16 protein-coding genes and 1 pseudogene are annotated in these 16326 nt (G+C 46.4%); 6 read left to right on the forward strand and 11 right to left on the reverse strand.

The features are described 5' to 3' along the window. Window positions 1-1353: a nucleobase:cation symporter-2 family protein gene (locus DMB88_RS02775; RefSeq protein ID WP_128100113.1), complete on the forward strand. Its 1353-nt coding sequence runs from the start codon at window positions 1-3 to the stop codon at window positions 1351-1353. Window positions 1354-1537: 184 nt separating this feature from the next. Here the strand turns inward: DMB88_RS02775 and DMB88_RS02780 are convergent, their stop codons facing one another. The 11 genes from DMB88_RS02780 to DMB88_RS02825 all read right to left on the reverse strand — a co-directional run bounded on the left by DMB88_RS02780 (window position 1538) and on the right by DMB88_RS02825 (window position 10545). Continuing rightward, on the reverse strand, window positions 1538-1876 hold the full coding sequence (locus DMB88_RS02780) for a DUF4870 domain-containing protein (RefSeq protein ID WP_128100114.1): 339 nt from the start codon (window positions 1874-1876) through the stop codon (window positions 1538-1540). 90 nt (window positions 1877-1966) lie between these two features. Continuing rightward, a complete protein-coding gene (locus tag DMB88_RS02785) occupies window positions 1967-2602 on the reverse strand; it encodes a creatininase family protein (RefSeq protein ID WP_128100115.1) in 636 nt (211 codons plus the stop codon). Further along, complete coding sequence (locus DMB88_RS30105) at window positions 2551-2715, reverse strand: hypothetical protein (protein ID WP_164848589.1); 165 nt, start codon at window positions 2713-2715, stop codon at window positions 2551-2553. Before DMB88_RS30105 ends, DMB88_RS02785 begins: the two co-directional genes overlap by 52 nt. Before the next feature lie 30 nt (window positions 2716-2745). Next, window positions 2746-3735 (reverse strand): ABC transporter ATP-binding protein, encoded by a 990-nt coding sequence (locus DMB88_RS02790; protein WP_128100116.1) that lies wholly within the window; start codon window positions 3733-3735, stop codon window positions 2746-2748. Beyond that, a complete protein-coding gene (locus tag DMB88_RS02795; protein ID WP_128100117.1) occupies window positions 3732-4709 on the reverse strand; it encodes an ABC transporter ATP-binding protein in 978 nt (325 codons plus the stop codon). Before DMB88_RS02795 ends, DMB88_RS02790 begins: the two co-directional genes overlap by 4 nt. Before the next feature lie 80 nt (window positions 4710-4789). Next, on the reverse strand, window positions 4790-5692 hold the full coding sequence (gene nikC, locus DMB88_RS02800) for a nickel transporter permease (RefSeq protein WP_128100118.1): 903 nt from the start codon (window positions 5690-5692) through the stop codon (window positions 4790-4792). Window positions 5693-5694: 2 nt separating this feature from the next. After that, window positions 5695-6627, reverse strand: a complete 933-nt coding sequence (gene nikB / locus DMB88_RS02805; protein WP_128100119.1) for a nickel ABC transporter permease — start codon at window positions 6625-6627, stop codon at window positions 5695-5697. A gap of 58 nt (window positions 6628-6685) precedes the next feature. Continuing rightward, window positions 6686-7495: a carbon-nitrogen hydrolase family protein gene (locus DMB88_RS02810; protein WP_128100120.1), complete on the reverse strand. Its 810-nt coding sequence runs from the start codon at window positions 7493-7495 to the stop codon at window positions 6686-6688. Between the two features lie 108 nt (window positions 7496-7603). Further along, the gene (locus tag DMB88_RS02815; RefSeq protein ID WP_128100121.1) at window positions 7604-9187 is read right to left on the reverse strand and encodes an ABC transporter substrate-binding protein; all 1584 of its coding nucleotides are present in this window, start codon (window positions 9185-9187) and stop codon (window positions 7604-7606) included. Between the two features lie 15 nt (window positions 9188-9202). Then, window positions 9203-9853, reverse strand: a complete 651-nt coding sequence (locus DMB88_RS02820; RefSeq protein WP_128100122.1) for an RraA family protein — start codon at window positions 9851-9853, stop codon at window positions 9203-9205. 410 nt (window positions 9854-10263) lie between these two features. Further along, window positions 10264-10545 (reverse strand): transposase, encoded by a 282-nt coding sequence (locus DMB88_RS02825; protein ID WP_128100123.1) that lies wholly within the window; start codon window positions 10543-10545, stop codon window positions 10264-10266. 398 nt (window positions 10546-10943) lie between these two features. Here DMB88_RS02825 and DMB88_RS02830 point away from each other — a divergent pair, with 398 nt between their 5' ends. The 5 genes and pseudogenes from DMB88_RS02830 (at window position 10944) to DMB88_RS02850 (ending at window position 16325) form a co-directional block, all read left to right on the forward strand. Beyond that, window positions 10944-11132, forward strand: a complete 189-nt coding sequence (locus DMB88_RS02830; RefSeq protein WP_017690840.1) for a hypothetical protein — start codon at window positions 10944-10946, stop codon at window positions 11130-11132. Between the two features lie 237 nt (window positions 11133-11369). Next, entirely contained in the window at window positions 11370-12131 is a 762-nt protein-coding gene (map, locus tag DMB88_RS02835; protein WP_128100124.1) for a type I methionyl aminopeptidase, read from the forward strand. A gap of 597 nt (window positions 12132-12728) precedes the next feature. Beyond that, window positions 12729-13781 (forward strand): cytochrome c oxidase subunit II, encoded by a 1053-nt coding sequence (gene coxB, locus DMB88_RS02840; RefSeq protein WP_128104281.1) that lies wholly within the window; start codon window positions 12729-12731, stop codon window positions 13779-13781. Window positions 13782-13852: 71 nt separating this feature from the next. After that, window positions 13853-15702 (forward strand): annotated as a pseudogene (ctaD, locus tag DMB88_RS02845) (cytochrome c oxidase subunit I). Continuing rightward, window positions 15699-16325 carry a cytochrome c oxidase subunit 3 gene (locus DMB88_RS02850; protein ID WP_128100125.1) on the forward strand — a complete coding sequence of 209 codons (627 nt, stop codon included), beginning with the start codon at window positions 15699-15701 and terminating at the stop codon, window positions 16323-16325. Before ctaD ends, DMB88_RS02850 begins: the two are co-directional and overlap by 4 nt. Window position 16326 lies beyond the last annotated feature (1 nt).

Raw genomic sequence — 16326 nt, forward strand, 5'->3', positions numbered from 1 at the left:
ATGGCACGCGAACGTATTTTCCAGCGGCATCGGCACCCTGTCCAAACATTCTCCTTAGGTCTCCAGCATGTATTAGCAATGTATGCAGGTGCCGTGATTGTGCCTCTGATCGTAAGTAGAGCATTAGGGTTTACCGCTGAGCAACTGACATATCTGATTGCAATTGATCTGCTTGCCTGTGGCGTGGCGACATTGCTTCAAGTGTGGGGCAACCGTTATTTCGGAGTGGGGCTCCCTGTTATGCTTGGTTGTGCTTTCCAGGCGGTATCTCCGATGATTATCATCGGTCAGAGCAGCGGTGTATCGGCTATTTATGGTGCGATCATTGCTTCCGGACTATTTGTTCTTATTTTCTCCGGTCTATTCGGTAAATTGATTCGACTATTCCCACCAGTGGTTACAGGCTCAGTCGTAACGATTATTGGTCTGACACTGATCCCCGTGGCGTTCAACGACTTGGGTGGTAGTACGAATTTTGGTAGTGCTGAAAATCTGATGCTCGGTTTTGGTGTACTGCTGTTCATCATTTTGTTGACGCGTTTTACAACTGGATTTATCCGTTCGATTTCGGTTCTAATTGGTCTTCTCGCAGGTACAATCGCAGCAGGCTTCATGGGTGGAGTGAACCTTGCACCTTTACGTGAAGCAAGCTGGTTCCATATGGTGCAGCCGTTCTACTTCGGTACGCCAACGTTTGAGATTGTACCGATCCTGACGATGATTCTGGTCGCCATTGTGAGTGTTGCTGAATCAACGGGTGTATTTATGGCTTTGGGCAAAATTTTAGATAAAGACCTGACTTCCAAAGATCTGGCTCGCGGTTACCGTGCAGAAGGTCTGGCGATTGTACTGGGTGGTATCTTCAACTCCTTCCCATATACAACCTATTCGCAAAATGTAGGGCTTGTACAGATGACGCGGGTGAAAACGCGTGATGTCATTGTTGTAGCAGGTGGATTGCTTGTCGTGATTGGATTTGTACCAAAGATTGCTGCGCTGGCACAGCTTATTCCGAGCTCGGTTTTAGGTGGAGCCATGGTTGCTCTGTTCGGCATGGTGGTATCGTCAGGTATTCGTATTTTGGGAAGCCAAGTGGATCTGAACCGTCATGAGAATTTGTTCATTATCGCTTGTTCTGTAGGTATGGGTCTAGGGGTAACGGTTGTTCCTGAGCTGTTTGCGAATACACCGGCCTGGGCACAAATTATGTTAGGTAACGGCATCATTGCAGGTAGTTTTACAGCGATATTTATGAATCTCTTGTTCAACGGCATTGGAACGAAGGCTGAGGCAGCTAGAATGGCGGAGAAACAAGCGGACGATATTATTGGCGAATCTAAACAGCCTGCGTAAATAGATGTTAAGAATACCAGCAAGTAGTTTCCGTCATGCATCATATGTTAACTCGTGTCATGAAATACTTATGTCATGAGTCATTCACGTGATGAATGATCTATAGCATGAACAACAACACAAAACATCCGATTCTCTGCCTTGCAGGGAATCGGATGTTTTTTTGATTATGAGCCGTAAGCAATTACAAATGCCGCATCTGTTTTTCCGCAAAATCGCCGATCCAAGGCAGCTTTAGCCATTTCCCCTGTAGACTGGTTACAACCATCAGGAGCCATACAACCACACCAAGCAGGGATAACAGTGAGGCGACCAATGGGCCAAATAAGGGGAGAAATGTGCATAACACATGACCGACCATGATAAGGCCAAATACGGTTACCGATTGGAGCGCGTGGAACATAACGAATCGGCTACGCTTTTCTACGGCAAGAAACACGATCCCACCAACAATGGTGAATAGATAACAGAGCATACCTGCAATATTTTCATCTAGACCGCTCGATGATTTAATGGGGGACATCCGGTCAAGCCTCCTTTGTCCTTTTTATATAGGCTATGAGGAGAAGGGACAGAACTGAACCGGAATGATGAAGGAATGCAGGATATAGAATTATAGCGGTTTGATATCCCAGACGTCATGGAGAAACTGAACGATGCGATCCACCGAATGCTGTACAAGTAATTCTCCTTTTTCCACCGTAGCGAATGATGGAGAACCGACCACACCAGACTTGGAGATAGAAGAAAGGCGGCCGTATTTCACGATTTCGGGGTATGCATCTTCATAATCAGGCACTTCGTCTGCAATCTTATCCTGATGAACAAGTTCGGGGTGTAGATGTAGCAGAACGGAGGTGCCAATCTCTCCAGCATGACCGTTTGCCAATTTGCCAGTTTCAGATATACCGTGATCCTGTGCTTTGATGAATCGCCAGCAATCAATCTGCGCTGCCTGTACATCACTATGCTGTCCTCGTAGCTGATGAACAATCTGATTGATAATGGGGACATTGCCAGCATGACCATTAATAAATAGAATGCGTGTGAAGCCCCAAGTAAGCAGACTATGTACAATATCGCCAAGATACGCTTTTAGGCTCTCGGGACGAATCGTGATGGTTCCTGGAAAATCATTAAGCACATTGGAATCGCCAGCTTCCACGGTTGGCCCGATTATCGCACCAACACGCTCGGCTACAAGTTTGGCAAGCTGATCTGCGAGCAGACTATCCGAACCGAGCGGCAGATGGGGCCATACACTTCAATGGCACCTACAGGGATGATTACAAGGTTGGTATGCTTTTTATATTCTTCAAATACTGTCCAGCTCATTTCTTTCAATTTACGGCTCTGTGTCATGATGATCTCTCCTGTCAGCTGAGTTGTAGTTTAAGTAGGATAATGTTGTGAAGCGTTAGTGTATAAATGACATGCGACGTAACGACCACCAACATCCTGTAATTCGGGTTTATCTGTTCGGCAGATGTCCATGCAAGCGTGACAGCGTGTATGGAAGCTGCATCCAGAAGGAGGGTTTGATGGACTAGGCACATCACCCTGTAATACAATTCGATCTTTTTTAATCAAGGGATTCGGGCTAGGGACAGCAGACAGCAATGCCTGTGTGTAAGGATGCAAAGGGTTTTCGAATAAGTCATGCTTATTGGCAAGCTCAACGATACCGCCCAGGTACATGACACCAATACGACTGCTGATATGTTTCACAACACTTAGATCATGGGCGATGAACAAGTACGTTAGCTTGAACTGTTCTTGCAAATCCTGAAGTAGATTAATGATTTGGGATTGAATAGACACATCCAACGCAGAGACGGGCTCGTCAGCAACGATCAGCCTAGGGTTCAAAGCAAGTGCTCTTGCAATGCCAATCCGTTGGCGTTGTCCTCCACTGAATTCATGACCGTAACGTTCGGCATGCCGGCTGTTTAACCCGACAATCTCCAATAACTCATCGATCCGTCTTGCTCGTTCTTGCCCTGTAACGACCTGATGGATATCAAGAGGTTCGGCGATTAACTCACCTACGGTCATGCGAGGATCGAGTGAGGCATAAGGATCTTGGAATACCATCTGCATGTCTTTGCGCATCTTGCGCAGCTCTTCTGCGGGTAATCCCACCATGTTACGACCCTCATATATAATTTCCCCTTCTGTTGGACGAAGGAGCTGTAATAGTGTCCGACCTGTCGTTGATTTGCCACATCCGCTCTCGCCAACAAGTCCAAGTGTCTCGCCTCTGAAAATCGTAAATTTCAGACCATCTACAGCTTTCACATGTCCAACCGTGCGATTGAAGATGCCTTTTTTGATCGGAAAATATTTCTTCAGATTGTTTACCTTAAGCAGCGGTTCATTCATTGGATTACCTCCTTAGCGACTGTATGGAGCCAGCATCTGGCTGTGTGTCCAGCCTCTACAGTCTCTAGTTGCGGTAGCTGTTCAAGGCAAATATCTTGTGCATATTCGCAGCGAGGACTGAAGCGACAGCCTTGTCTTAAACTGCCTGGTGGTGGAACGCTACCTTTAATGGAATACAGCCTGCGCTCGTTTGTATCTAGTGTGGGCATCGATTTGATTAGCCCTTGGGTATAGGGGTGCTTAGGATTAGTGAACAGTGTCAGCACATCGCACTCTTCGACAATCTGACCACCGTACATTACAGCTACACGGTCACACATCTCAGCAACGACACCCAAGTCATGCGTAATTAGCAAAATGGAAGTTCCCTCACTAGCTTTTAGCTGCTGCATAAGCTCCAAAATCTGGGCTTGAATCGTAACGTCTAGTGCGGTTGTTGGTTCATCGGCAATGAGTAGCTTGGGGCTGCATGCCATGGCCATGGCAATCATAACCCGTTGCCTCATGCCACCGGATAACCGATGGGGGTATTCATACAGAATTTGCTCAGGTCGTGGAATACCGACAAGGCGCAATAATTCAATCGCTCTCTCTTTGGTTTGGGCTCGGCTCGCTTTCCGATGATTACGAATGGCTTCTCGAATCTGGTCACCAATCGTGAACACTGGATTGAGTGAGGTCATGGGTTCCTGAAAGATCATCGCCATGTCATTGCCTCGTACCGCTCGCATTTCTTTCTCCGAGAGGCCAAGAATATCTCTGTCATCAAAAGTAATGGAGCCTTCGACCTTTCCTTGGGTTAACCTCATGGCGGTTAGGGAGGTGACACTTTTGCCAGAGCCAGATTCACCAACGATGCCGACGGTTTCACCTTCATAGATCGTAATGTCCAGACCGTCTACAGCCGGAATGATACCTTCACTCGTGTGAAAATAGGTTTTGAGCGACTTCATTTCAAGTAATTTGCGTTTCAACGCGAGCCCTCCTTGTCATTTCTGGTACCACCATATGCTGCGCTCTTGTTATCCCCAACTTTACGATGAACGGGAGCAAGCTATAGCTTCATTTTGGGATCAAGGGCATCACGCAGTCCGTCACCCAGCATATTGAATCCCAGAACAACGAGCATAATGGCCACGCCTGGTACGATGGAGATATGAGGGGCAGTTCGAAGGAACTCCCTGCCTGTGCTTAGCATCGTTCCCCATTCGGGTGACGGTGGTTGAGCACCCATACCGAGAAAGCTTAACCCTGACGCAGATAGGATTGCTGTTGCAATTCGTAACGTGGACAAAACGATGATAGGAGCAATACTGTTCGGGATAATATGCTTGAAAATAATGCGACTATGCTTCGAGCCCATAGACCTCGAAGCTTCAATGTACTCTTTATTCTTAATGGAGAGAACCGCGCTGCGGGAGATCCAAGTGAATGATGGAATGGAGAATATGCCTATGGCAATCATCAGATTCATCATCCCTGGGCCAAGCACACTTACGATAGCAAGGGCGAGCAAAAATCCAGGGAAAGCCATAAAGATATCGGTAATCCGCATAATAAGTGATTCGATCTTGCCCCCGAAATAACCAGCGATTGTTCCGAGTGCTACACCGAAGAAGACAGAGATGATTACGCCAACAATACCAACCATCAACGAAATACGTGCACCGTAAAAAATACGAGAGAGGATATCCCGTCCATACTCATCGGTTCCAAATGGATGGCTGAGGGAAGGGGATTGCAGCAGCTTGTCCATATTTTGCTCCAGTGGGTCATACGGAGAAATCCATGGCGCGAGAATCGCAATTAATATAAACAGTGTGACGATCCATAGACCGATCATGGAGCGTTTATTGCTGCCCACTTTTTTTATCATCTGGCTCAGTGAACGTCGTCTAGCAGATGCAGTGGATGAACTGATCTGGACAGATATAGGCACAGCCTTTGGTTCATTCATGGTCATGCCTCCTTCCGGTCATAGCGAATTCTCGGATCTACTGCGGCGTAACATAGATCAACAAGCAGGTTGATGATGACAAAGATAAAAGCAACAAATAAGATGCTTCCCTGCACAGCGGAGTAATCCCGAAATTGAATGGATTGAATAATGTATCTGCCCAGTCCGTTCATTGAAAATACAGTTTCAGTCAGCACTGCTCCTCCCAGCAGATTGCCAATCTCCATGCCAATGACCGTAATAATTGGAACGAAGGCATTTTTGAGTGCATGCTTGTAGATGATGAGCCACTCGCGTACCCCCTTGGCTTTGGCTGTCCGAATGTAGTCCTGATTGATTACCTCAAGAATACTGGATCGCGTTAGACGGGCAAGGACAGCGGCAGAGGAGATGCCCAGCACGAGAGCAGGCAATATAAAATGCTTCAATTCGCTACTACCTCCTGAAGGCAGAATCGGAATATAGTAGGCGAACACAAGAATGAGGATAATACCTAGCCAGAACACTGGCATGGATATGCCAAATAATGAAAAGGCCATCGAAGCATGATCACGGGCGCTCCCTGGCTTCGTTGCCGCTATAACCCCTGTGATTAATCCAATGACGACGGTCACGATTGTTGCCAATATCGTCAATATCACCGTGTTTGGAAAACGTTCAAGAATTTCCTGGAGCACTGGATTATCCGAGCGCATGGACGTACCTAGATCTCCCTGAAGTAGCTGAACGTTGTATTGAAAATACTGCTCATATAGCGGCTTATCGGTTCCGAGTCGCTCCCGAATAATCTGCACTTCCTCAGGGCTGGCATCTAGCCCTGCAATCAATTCAGCCGGGTCACCCGGAACGAGCTGGAGAATAATGAAAGAGAGCAGAGATACACCGATTAAGGTTGGAATCATTTGAAGCAACCGCTTCAGAATATAGTTGAACACGTGATACTCCTTCCTGGCTTTTTGCCGGGATTAGGCTACTCTGTTCTGAAAGGAAAGGTTAACCGTATAGATGAGCCTGTCTGTGTAGATGGGAAGGCAGCTTAGAACGTACTTCACGTACACGCTCGAGATCTATGCGATGGGGGATGAGGGTCTCCGTCTCAGCTCCACGTGCAACGACAACACCCATTGGGTCAACAATGAGACTTTGTCCGATATAAAATTCGTTAATTTGGTTAACGGCAACGACATATGCTGTATTTTCGAGTGCGCGTGTAGTGACTAGACTTTCCCAATGTTGCTCTTTGACGTGACCACGTACCCAGCCGGAAGGAACAAGAAGGATATCTGCACCGTGCAAAGCTTGATAACGGGCAATCTCTGGGAATCTCAGCTCATAACATACGAACAGCCCTAACTTGCCAAAAGGTGTATCGATCGGCTCAAACAATGATGTGCCTGGTTTAATATCACGCGACTCCTGAGCCCCGAAGGCATCGTACAGGTGTGTTTTGCGATAACTGCTCACAATCTCCCCATCTGAATTGAGGATGACCGACGAGTTATAGACCCGATCATCGTTCACATCTTCTGTTGTCTCCCGTGTGCCGAACACAACCCATACGCCATATTGCTTGGCAAGAGCACGCATGGTAGTGACAAAGTGCCCATCCAGCGGCTCTGCATCTTCCAGCTTCCTTTCTCGGGGTGTGCCAATCTGATAGAAGCTCATGAAGGCTTCAGGGAAAACAACGATATCTGCGTGATGAATACGAGTCGCTTCTTCAAGTGCTTTTTCTGCTTTGTCCAGATTCTCTTGCTTGGTGCTAGAAGAACCGAATTGAGCCATAACGAGTTGGAAGGCCATTGATAATTTCACTCCTATGATTGGATTGTTGAGAATCATCTTATTGAGGAAGGGGGATGAGGGTGCTTCACATATGTTAAAGGTGCCGTCTGCACGGCACCCTTATGGTTATTTGAACTTCACACCGCGCAGATCCCATAACAAGGAAGGTAAAAATGTAATTCCTTCAACCTGACTGGAATAACCGACCTGAACACTATCTTCGTACAAAGGAATCCATGGCGCATCAGCTTTGATCAGCTGTAACGCTTCGTTGTATATGGTTTGGCGCTCTTCTCTGTCCAGTGCCTGTCCACCAGTAACAATAAGCTCATCTACCTTTGGATTGTTGTAGAAGGCATAATTGGATTTGCTTGTAGAGAGGAAGCTGTCCCGCAATAGAGCATCTCCGTCTCCCGTAAGAGAAGAGGCACCTCGAACGAATAAATCGTAGCTATCCGGATTTTTCAGTGCATCGAGATATGAGGCAAGTTCCAGTACTTGTAACTCAGCTTTGAACCCTAACTGCTGGAGGCTATTCTGTACAAATTCGGCAGCAGGACGATCTTGAACGGTGTTGGCTGCGAGAATGATTCGAAGCGGTGTACCAGCTTGAACCCCTGCTTCTTGCAACAGCTTCTTCGCGGCTTCAACATCATAGGCGTAAGCTCCAACATCTGCGTAACCAAACGAATTTTTGGAAATAATCGAAGTAGCTACCTCAACCCGTCCTTCATAAAGTTTGTTTACTAAGGTTGCACGGTCGATGGCGAGATTAAGTGCATTGCGCACCTTCACATTGTCAAACGGAGCATGCTTTGTGTTAATTCCGATGTAGCCAACACGGTTGGTAGAACGAGTATTAATGGTGAAATTGCTGTTATTGGACAGACGCTCAATATCTGTGCCCGGAACCTTGTCGATGATGTCGGCTTCGCCGGACTCCAGCATGATGACACGAGCGGCATTTTCAGTTACCGTTTTGAAGGTAATACCACTTACGTTAGGCTTACCGCCCCAGTAGTCCTGATTCGATTCAAGCACAAGTTCATTGCCAGAACTCCAGCTTTTGAGTTTGAAAGGACCAGTGCCGACAGGCGTTTTGGCAATGCCATCTTCATCTTCCTGAATAGATTTGGGGCTTATAATACTGCCAGACGTTACTGCGATATTGTTCAGAAAAGCACCCTGCGGCTCCTTCAACGCAAAGACAACCTCAGATTCACTCTTTGCAGTAACCGACTCAATGAACTGTCCTAGCGTTGCGTATTGGGATAGCTTTTTGTCCGGATCGATTAAACGATCAAAGTTTGTCTTCACAGCCTCTGCATTAAAAGGTGTTCCATCCTGGAACGTCACACCTTGGCGCAGTTGGAATGTCCACGTTTTACCATCTTCGGATGTCTCCCAGCTCTCTGCTAGCTGTGGAACAATCTCTAGCTTGTCATTGAATGTAACGAGGCGGTCATAGATCTGATAATTGATAAAGTTAGAGATCGAGTCGGTGGAATTCTGCGGATCGAAGCCAATGGGATCGCCGGTTAAGGCAATGGTGAGGTTTTTGAGCGAAGCAGTCTCCGCAGAGCCCCCTGAACTGCTTGCAGCCGAAGTGCCACTCGAATTGGAGTCATTCGCATTGCCACATCCAACGGCAAATAGTGCAAGAGCAATAAGGATACTACTAAACTTGTAGATTAAAGGTCTCTTTTTCATCGTGTTGCATCCCCCTTAATTATCGGTTGTGCCATGAGTAGTGGAATGAGTTGCAAGCAGCTCCCCATATCCAAGTTCTTTGCGGCGTTGCTCTTCTTTTTGCTGTTTTTCCTTCGCAATAATTCCGATTTCCTTCGCATGCAGTGGATTAATAACAAAAACACCATCATCATCACCGACAATCAGATCGCCGGGCTGGATACTCACACCGCTGACGCTGACTGGAGTGTTAACCTCGCCTTCAAGTTGAAGGGAACGCGTAGTTAGCGCGCTGATTCCTTTGGAATAAATGGGGAATCGGAGCTGGGTAATTGGACGAACGTCTGTCACACATCCGGAAATGATGGCTCCGGCGATTTTTTTGTCCAGTGCTGCATAGGTAACAAATTCACCCCAGCAAGCGCGTTGGTCATCGCCAGACATATCCACGACGATAATATCGTTTGGCTGGGCAATCTCAAAAGCGTGGCGAATGGCTGAGGCATCGAGATGGGGAATTCGTACGGTGAGGGCATTTCCTAACAAGCGAATAGGGCGAAAGAGTGGCTGTAAGTCATGGAGAAAACCGAAGTCGGTTAAATGTCCGATAGTTGATGGACTAATATCCTGATATAGTTCCAGTAATTCAGGAGTAACGCCTTGGACTCGTGGTTGGATGCGAAACATAAGATGAATTCTCTCCCCGCTAACTAAAATGGTAAAAATTAAATCTGATAGGAATAGTGTGAAATTGACTTGATGAAGACATTACAGGGTCAGTTTCGGATAGTCAATTGATTAGAATATAGATAATATCAATTACCAAATTGAAAAAATCTATCGAGCTGGTAATGAATGTGAATTGCACTATTGGTATTGAGAGAGAGTGGATTATTAAAAATACTATATTTAAACAGAGGGGTGTATTAAGAAGGGAGTGAGGTGAATTTTGGTGGTGTACAAAATTGAATAAATCGAATTTTTTTATAATGTGGTTTGGTGTGGTGTAGCTAAGGAGGAACAGACCATTTATTGTTATGTGTTGCGTCTGCCCCCAGAGCTACGATCAAGCATCTATAATCTGTTTACCTACAAGATTAATTATCCCCTTGCTCAAGCTGTCTACGCGGATTTGTCACTTTACCGATTTTGTCAGTATCATTCTCTTTAGGTACCAGGCGTTCGTCCGTACGACCATCGTGATGGTTCTCAAAGGCAAACTCCGTCAATTTCCATTCCGTCTTGCCAAGAATGGGATCGGCGGGAAAGTGCTGACCTCGATGCAGATGCTCTTCGCGTCCCGCTTCGTTGATGTAGATTCCGTCCACTTCCACGACTTCATGCGAAAGGGGCAACATGTCCTGTTCTTTTCGTTCCATGAAACGGCGCCTCCTTAAAATCCAGAAATTTAACTGAAATGGTTGTCCGTGATAATATCCCCCGAATAGTTACGCGTTATGCTGGATACATTAATTCCGTATACAATAGGCTTTTGCATTAAATATGATTCGGGATTAAACTTTTTCGGTATAAAAACCGTTATAAATATTAAGGAAAAATCGTCAAGTCGTAACATACTTCCGAATATGCTACAATAAGATCATGATTCAATTTGAATCATATCGGGTATTTATAGTGTCAGGTACTTGCGTTTAGCGAGGTTCCCGACCTAAAGCTTGCTTTAAGCCGCGCACACAACTTCATGAATGGCATTTAAGACTTATTCGGCGTTCTCTAAACGGAGCATTCACTTTCAACGTTTTGGGAGGGAATTACAATGGCAACGAAAGGTCACAATGAGGTCAAAGAAAGTTTGAGGGAAATGACTCGGATTTTCCGTCCTAAGGATCCAAAAAAATTCGTGAAGGAGTACGTGAGAAAATACCGGATTACGGGTGGGTATGAAGAAGAACTGACTTCTGTGGTCGAGCATGAGCTTGTCAAGATGGATTCTTCCGTATCCTGAAGCACTCAACTTAGAATTTTACTGTTCCGATATGAATAGAACCGTCTTCCGGGCGTTAAGCTCCGGTAGACGGTTTTTTTTGCTTCGCACAGCTACATATTTTCAGCCTTAGGATCACAACGGTATCTGAGTAAATAGAGCCTTGTTATTCCGCCTGAAGAGTTTACCAGCACTTTTCGGGCTTTGTTGCGTCTAGCTTGCATATATATGGAAGTACACAACTTCCAGGAAGGATGTATGCATGTGGATCCTATTTTGAAAACAAAAGAAGAGATTGGCTACATGCAGGAGGCAGGGCGAATCCTGCACAACTGTCACAAGCTTATTGAACAGCGGCTAGCCCCGGGTGTAACCACACGGGACATGGATGAATTAGTGGAAGAATTTCTGGCGAAGAATGGTGCAACGCCTGAACAAAAAGGGTATAAGGGATATCCCTATGCGACCTGCGCATCTGTCAATGAGGTGGTATGTCACGGTTTTCCTAGTGAACAGGAATTGGCCGAAGGTGATGTCGTGACCATTGATATGGTCGTGAATAAGGATGGCTGGCTTGCTGACTCTGCCTGGACATATGGGATCGGAGAACAGCGGCGGACAATTCGTAAGTTGATGAAGCGTACAGAGAAGGCACTACATCGGGCTATTGCCCAAGCTGTACCTGGGAATACGCTGGGGGATATCGGCAGTGCTATTGAACGCACAGCAAGATTATATCGATACGGCATTGTGAAGCCACTCATTGGTCATGGGATTGGTCAATACATTCATGAACCACCCAATGTATTACCTTACGGTAAACGTGGTACGGGGCAGATGTTGACTGAAGGCATGGTCATTACGATTGAGCCAATATTCACGAAGGGCAGCTCAGGAGTCGTGGTATGGGACGAAGATGGATGGACTGTGCGAACGGTGGATGGCAGCTGGGGAGTCCAATACGAGCACACCATCGCAATCACGAGCAATGGCCCACGGATCTTAACCGATGGAACATAATGTGGTGATTGTGATTTGCGCCAGGTCATGTCATGTACAGGATAGCTGAAAGCAACGTTGGATTCAGAAAGGGAGGAGCGCAACTCCATGCCGCTTCGAATGGCCAAAAGAACGGTGTGGAGTGAAATTTCCCTGCTGTACAACTGGAAGCTATCTTGCCAGGAAGAGATGGATTTCCTTTTGCATAATTTCGCATGTTTTGTGTGTGATAAAAGTCTGGTGAAAAATACGCTCAATCACCGAAATATGGCAAAAATTTTCAAATTTATATTAATGGTTTTTTAATTGAAATCGCTTGCAAATCTAGTTGTGGTGCGGTTTTCTACATAAAGTGAACAAATTGTGAACATGTGTCCAAAGATTGACAAAATCATACCCTCAACTTATATTTAATATGTGATTGAACCATATAGAATGAATTGGAAGAATGCGTAGACATGCCCTTTGAAGGAAATTAAGGGGGCGATGGAAGCGTTATTTCTGGAAACGTTCTATGTGACGGAGAGGATTATACGTATTGTGCCAGAACGTAGTGAGCAAAACTCTTTTGGGACGATGGCGGTAATCTACGAAAACGTAAAAAAGTGGGGTAGATCAATGATGAAACAGTGGCAGGTTGCAAAGCGAATTCTCCCCTTGCTGGCGGTGTTCTCTTTGCTGCTATCCGCATGCGGGCGGGAAGACTTGTCTGTAATGAAACCTCAGGGTCCTGTGGCGCAAGGTCAATATGATCTGATGAAGCTGTCCATCGCGATTATGATCGTGGTACTCATCATTGTATTTGCCATTGCGGCCTATGTATTGATCCGTTTTCGCAGACGGTCTGGACAGAATGACATACCCGAACAGGTCGAAGGAAGTTTCAAGCTCGAAGTCATATGGACAGCCATTCCGTTACTGCTTGTTATTGTACTAGCTGTACCAACGGTTAAGGAGATCTTTGCTCAAGGCGCAGATCTGTCCAATGATCCTAATGCAGTACAGGTCAAAGTCACCTCGCATCAGTACTGGTGGGAATTTACTTATCCTCAATATGACGTAACCACCGCTCAAGACCTCATTATTCCTACCGACAAGAAGATCGCATTCGAATTGAAAACCGCTGACGTGATTCATTCCTTCTGGGTGCCGTCACTTGCGGGTAAAATGGACACCAACCCAGATGGAACACTGAATAAGTTTAGCTTCTCAGCACCGAATGAAGGCGTTTACCGCGGGAAGTGTGCCGAATTATGCGGCAGGTCTCATGCTTACATGGAGTTTAAAGTAAAAGCGGTCAGCCCTGAAGCTTTTGACAGATGGGTTGCTGAAATGAAAGCACCTGCTGTTCTTCCGGAAGATATGCAATTGGCTGAAAAATTCAAAACAAATTGCCTTTCTTGTCATGCTGTAGGTGATCAAGGTGGCCCAGTCGCGCCAAATCTCACGGGAATCGGTGGCAAGGAATCCGTCGCAGGTATCCTGCTTAATCAGCGTGAAGGACAAGAAGAGGGTAACCCTGTCTTGGATAACATGAAAGAATGGCTGCATGATCCACAATCCGTGAAGCCAGGCAATACGATGCCGAGTCCCAAAGACTTCGGACTTACAGATGAAGAGATCGACGGAATTGCCGAATATTTGGCCAATTATAAATTGGACTATGAATAGAACAGCAAGGACGATAAAGGGGGTACACAACCTTGGCTCAAGCTCATAGCGTCAAGCGTTACCGTGGCTTGATGGATTGGATCACTACCGTCGATCACAAAAAAATCGCCGTTCTTTACTTAGCTGCGGGCGGATTGTTTTTCGGCATCGGTGGGATTGAAGCCATTTTGATTCGGATTCAGCTGATGAAGCCGATGAATGATTTTGTCTCGGCACAGGTCTTCAATGAATTGATTACGATGCATGGAACCACAATGATCTTTCTAGGTGTAATGCCAATTATATTTGCGATTATGAATGCGGTTGTACCATTGCAGATTGGAGCACGGGATGTAGCTTTCCCGTTCGTTAACGCGCTGGGCTTCTGGACATTTCTGTTCGGTGGTCTGTTGCTTAATCTGAGCTGGATCATGGGCGGAGCGCCTGATGCCGGATGGACATCGTATACACCACTATCAGGCAGTGAGTATAGCGGGACACATGGTGTCGACTTCTATACGATCGGGCTCCAGATTGCAGGTCTAGGAACACTCATCGGGGGCATTAACTTTCTCGCCACGATTATAACGATGCGTGCACCAGGCATGTCATACATGCGGATGCCGATGTTTACATGGACCACATTTATTACTTCTGCTATTATCCTATTTGCTTTTCCTGCAATTACAGTTGGTTTGGTGTTGTTGACCTTTGACCGGATATTGGATGCCAACTTCTTCGATGTGGCAGGCGGAGGAAATCCCGTGTTATGGCAGCATATCTTCTGGATCTTTGGCCATCCCGAAGTGTACATTCTCATTTTGCCAGCATTCGGGATTATCTCAGAGGTTATCCCAACGTTTGCACGCAAAAGATTGTTTGGTTACAGCTCCATGGTGTTTGCAACGATCCTGATTGCGTTCCTGGGCTTCATGGTCTGGGCGCATCATATGTTTACGACGGGTCTTGGAACGATTGCTAACGCTTTGTTCTCCATCTCCACCATGCTGATTGCTGTACCAACAGGGATCAAAATCTTCAACTGGCTCTTCACCATGTGGGGAGGTCGAATCCGATTTACAGCGGCGAACCTGTTCGCAGTTGGATTTATTCCGACCTTTGTTATGGGGGCGTAACAGGTGTCATGTTGGCGTCTGCTCCGGCTGACTTCCAATTCCATGATACATATTTTGTTGTAGCTCACTTTCACTATGTCATCGTAGGTGGCTTGGTGCTTGGTATATTCTCAGGTCTTCATTATTGGTGGCCCAAAATGTTTGGACGTATTCTCAGTGAAACGTTAGGAAAATGGACGTTCTGGACATTTATGATTGGTTTCCAGCTCACATTCTTCGTGCAGCATTTCCTTGGACTGATGGGGATGCAGCGCCGGATCGTGTCCTACTTGCCGAATCAGGATTTTGACCTGCTTAACCTGGTGAGTACAATCGGGGCGTTCCTGATGGGCGTTGGTGTTATCATTTTCCTCGTCAACATCGTCATTACGACGAAGAAACCGGTGGATGCACCGAATGATCCGTGGGAAGATGGGCGTACGTTAGAATGGACGATTCCATCTCCACCGCCAGAGTACAATTTCAAGCAAACGCCGCTTGTACGCGGTATTGATGCATATTGGAAAGAAAAGATGGCTGGGAACACAGAAATGACACCGGCCGAGCCGGTAGGGTCAATTCATATGCCATCTGCAACACCGTTACCGTTTGTCATGTCTGTTGGTATATTCATTGCTGGGCTTGGGCTGATGTTCAGTAAGGATGACTTCGGCAATGCGTTCATGAATGGACTGTTTAACAATTACATTGTGCTTATTATAGGACTTGTCATTACATTTGGAGCCATGATGCTCCGTTCACTCTATGATGATCATGGCTGGCATATTGAGCCAGAGGATCAGGACGAGAAGGGGGCGAGAACATGACAACATCACATGCTGAACCTGTGAACGGTAATTTACTGCATGAACCGGAGAAGGCAACGCTGGAGGGACGTAATAAGCTCATTGGCTTCTGGTTGTTCCTCGGCGGCGAGACCGTGTTGTTCGGTACCCTTTTCGCTACTTTCCTAGCGCTCAGGAACCAGACGAATGAAGGGCCGACGGCGAATGAGTTATTCCATCTACCGCTGGTGGCGGCAGCAACCTTTATCCTCCTAGTCAGCAGTTTGACGAGTGTGTTCGCCATTCAGGCGATGCATAAAGGTAAGGTGAAGGCACTCAGGTTATGGCTCGGTATTACCGTTTTGCTAGGGCTCGGGTTCTTAGGGCTCGAAATCTATGAGTTTTATGAATACGTGAAGCACAAAGAGTTCGGTATGACAACGAGTGCATTCAGCTCGGCATTTTATACACTAGTCGGATTCCACGGAGCTCACGTAGCCTTCGGTATTCTCTGGATCGGTCTCATTATTGGACAATTGTTCAAAAAAGGACTGACGGTCGTAACTGCACCTAAAGTGTACGTCTCTGCAATGTACTGGCACTTTATCGACGTTGTCTGGGTGTTTATCTTCACGGTCGTGTACTTGCTCGGAAAGGTGGGGTAAC

The sequence above is a fragment of the Paenibacillus sp. DCT19 genome, from assembly GCF_003268635.1.
GTDB lineage: Bacteria > Bacillota > Bacilli > Paenibacillales > Paenibacillaceae > Paenibacillus.

What these genes read in the sequence shown, in the direction of transcription:
- DMB88_RS02775 (WP_128100113.1), top strand. Translation starts at nt 1, where the DNA reads ATGGCACGCGAACGTATTTTCCAGCGGCATCGGCACCCTGTCCAAACA.
- DMB88_RS02780 (WP_128100114.1), bottom strand. Translation starts at nt 1,876, where the DNA reads ATGTCCCCCATTAAATCATCGAGCGGTCTAGATGAAAATATTGCAGGT.
- DMB88_RS30105 (WP_164848589.1), bottom strand. Translation starts at nt 2,715, where the DNA reads ATGACACAGAGCCGTAAATTGAAAGAAATGAGCTGGACAGTATTTGAA.
- DMB88_RS02790 (WP_128100116.1), bottom strand. Translation starts at nt 3,735, where the DNA reads ATGAATGAACCGCTGCTTAAGGTAAACAATCTGAAGAAATATTTTCCG.
- nikC (WP_128100118.1), bottom strand. Translation starts at nt 5,692, where the DNA reads ATGAATGAACCAAAGGCTGTGCCTATATCTGTCCAGATCAGTTCATCC.
- DMB88_RS02810 (WP_128100120.1), bottom strand. Translation starts at nt 7,495, where the DNA reads ATGGCCTTCCAACTCGTTATGGCTCAATTCGGTTCTTCTAGCACCAAG.
- DMB88_RS02815 (WP_128100121.1), bottom strand. Translation starts at nt 9,187, where the DNA reads ATGAAAAAGAGACCTTTAATCTACAAGTTTAGTAGTATCCTTATTGCT.
- DMB88_RS02820 (WP_128100122.1), bottom strand. Translation starts at nt 9,853, where the DNA reads ATGTTTCGCATCCAACCACGAGTCCAAGGCGTTACTCCTGAATTACTG.
- DMB88_RS02825 (WP_128100123.1), bottom strand. Translation starts at nt 10,545, where the DNA reads ATGGAACGAAAAGAACAGGACATGTTGCCCCTTTCGCATGAAGTCGTG.
- DMB88_RS02830 (WP_017690840.1), top strand. Translation starts at nt 10,944, where the DNA reads ATGGCAACGAAAGGTCACAATGAGGTCAAAGAAAGTTTGAGGGAAATG.
- map (WP_128100124.1), top strand. Translation starts at nt 11,370, where the DNA reads ATGCATGTGGATCCTATTTTGAAAACAAAAGAAGAGATTGGCTACATG.
- coxB (WP_128104281.1), top strand. Translation starts at nt 12,729, where the DNA reads ATGATGAAACAGTGGCAGGTTGCAAAGCGAATTCTCCCCTTGCTGGCG.
- DMB88_RS02850 (WP_128100125.1), top strand. Translation starts at nt 15,699, where the DNA reads ATGACAACATCACATGCTGAACCTGTGAACGGTAATTTACTGCATGAA.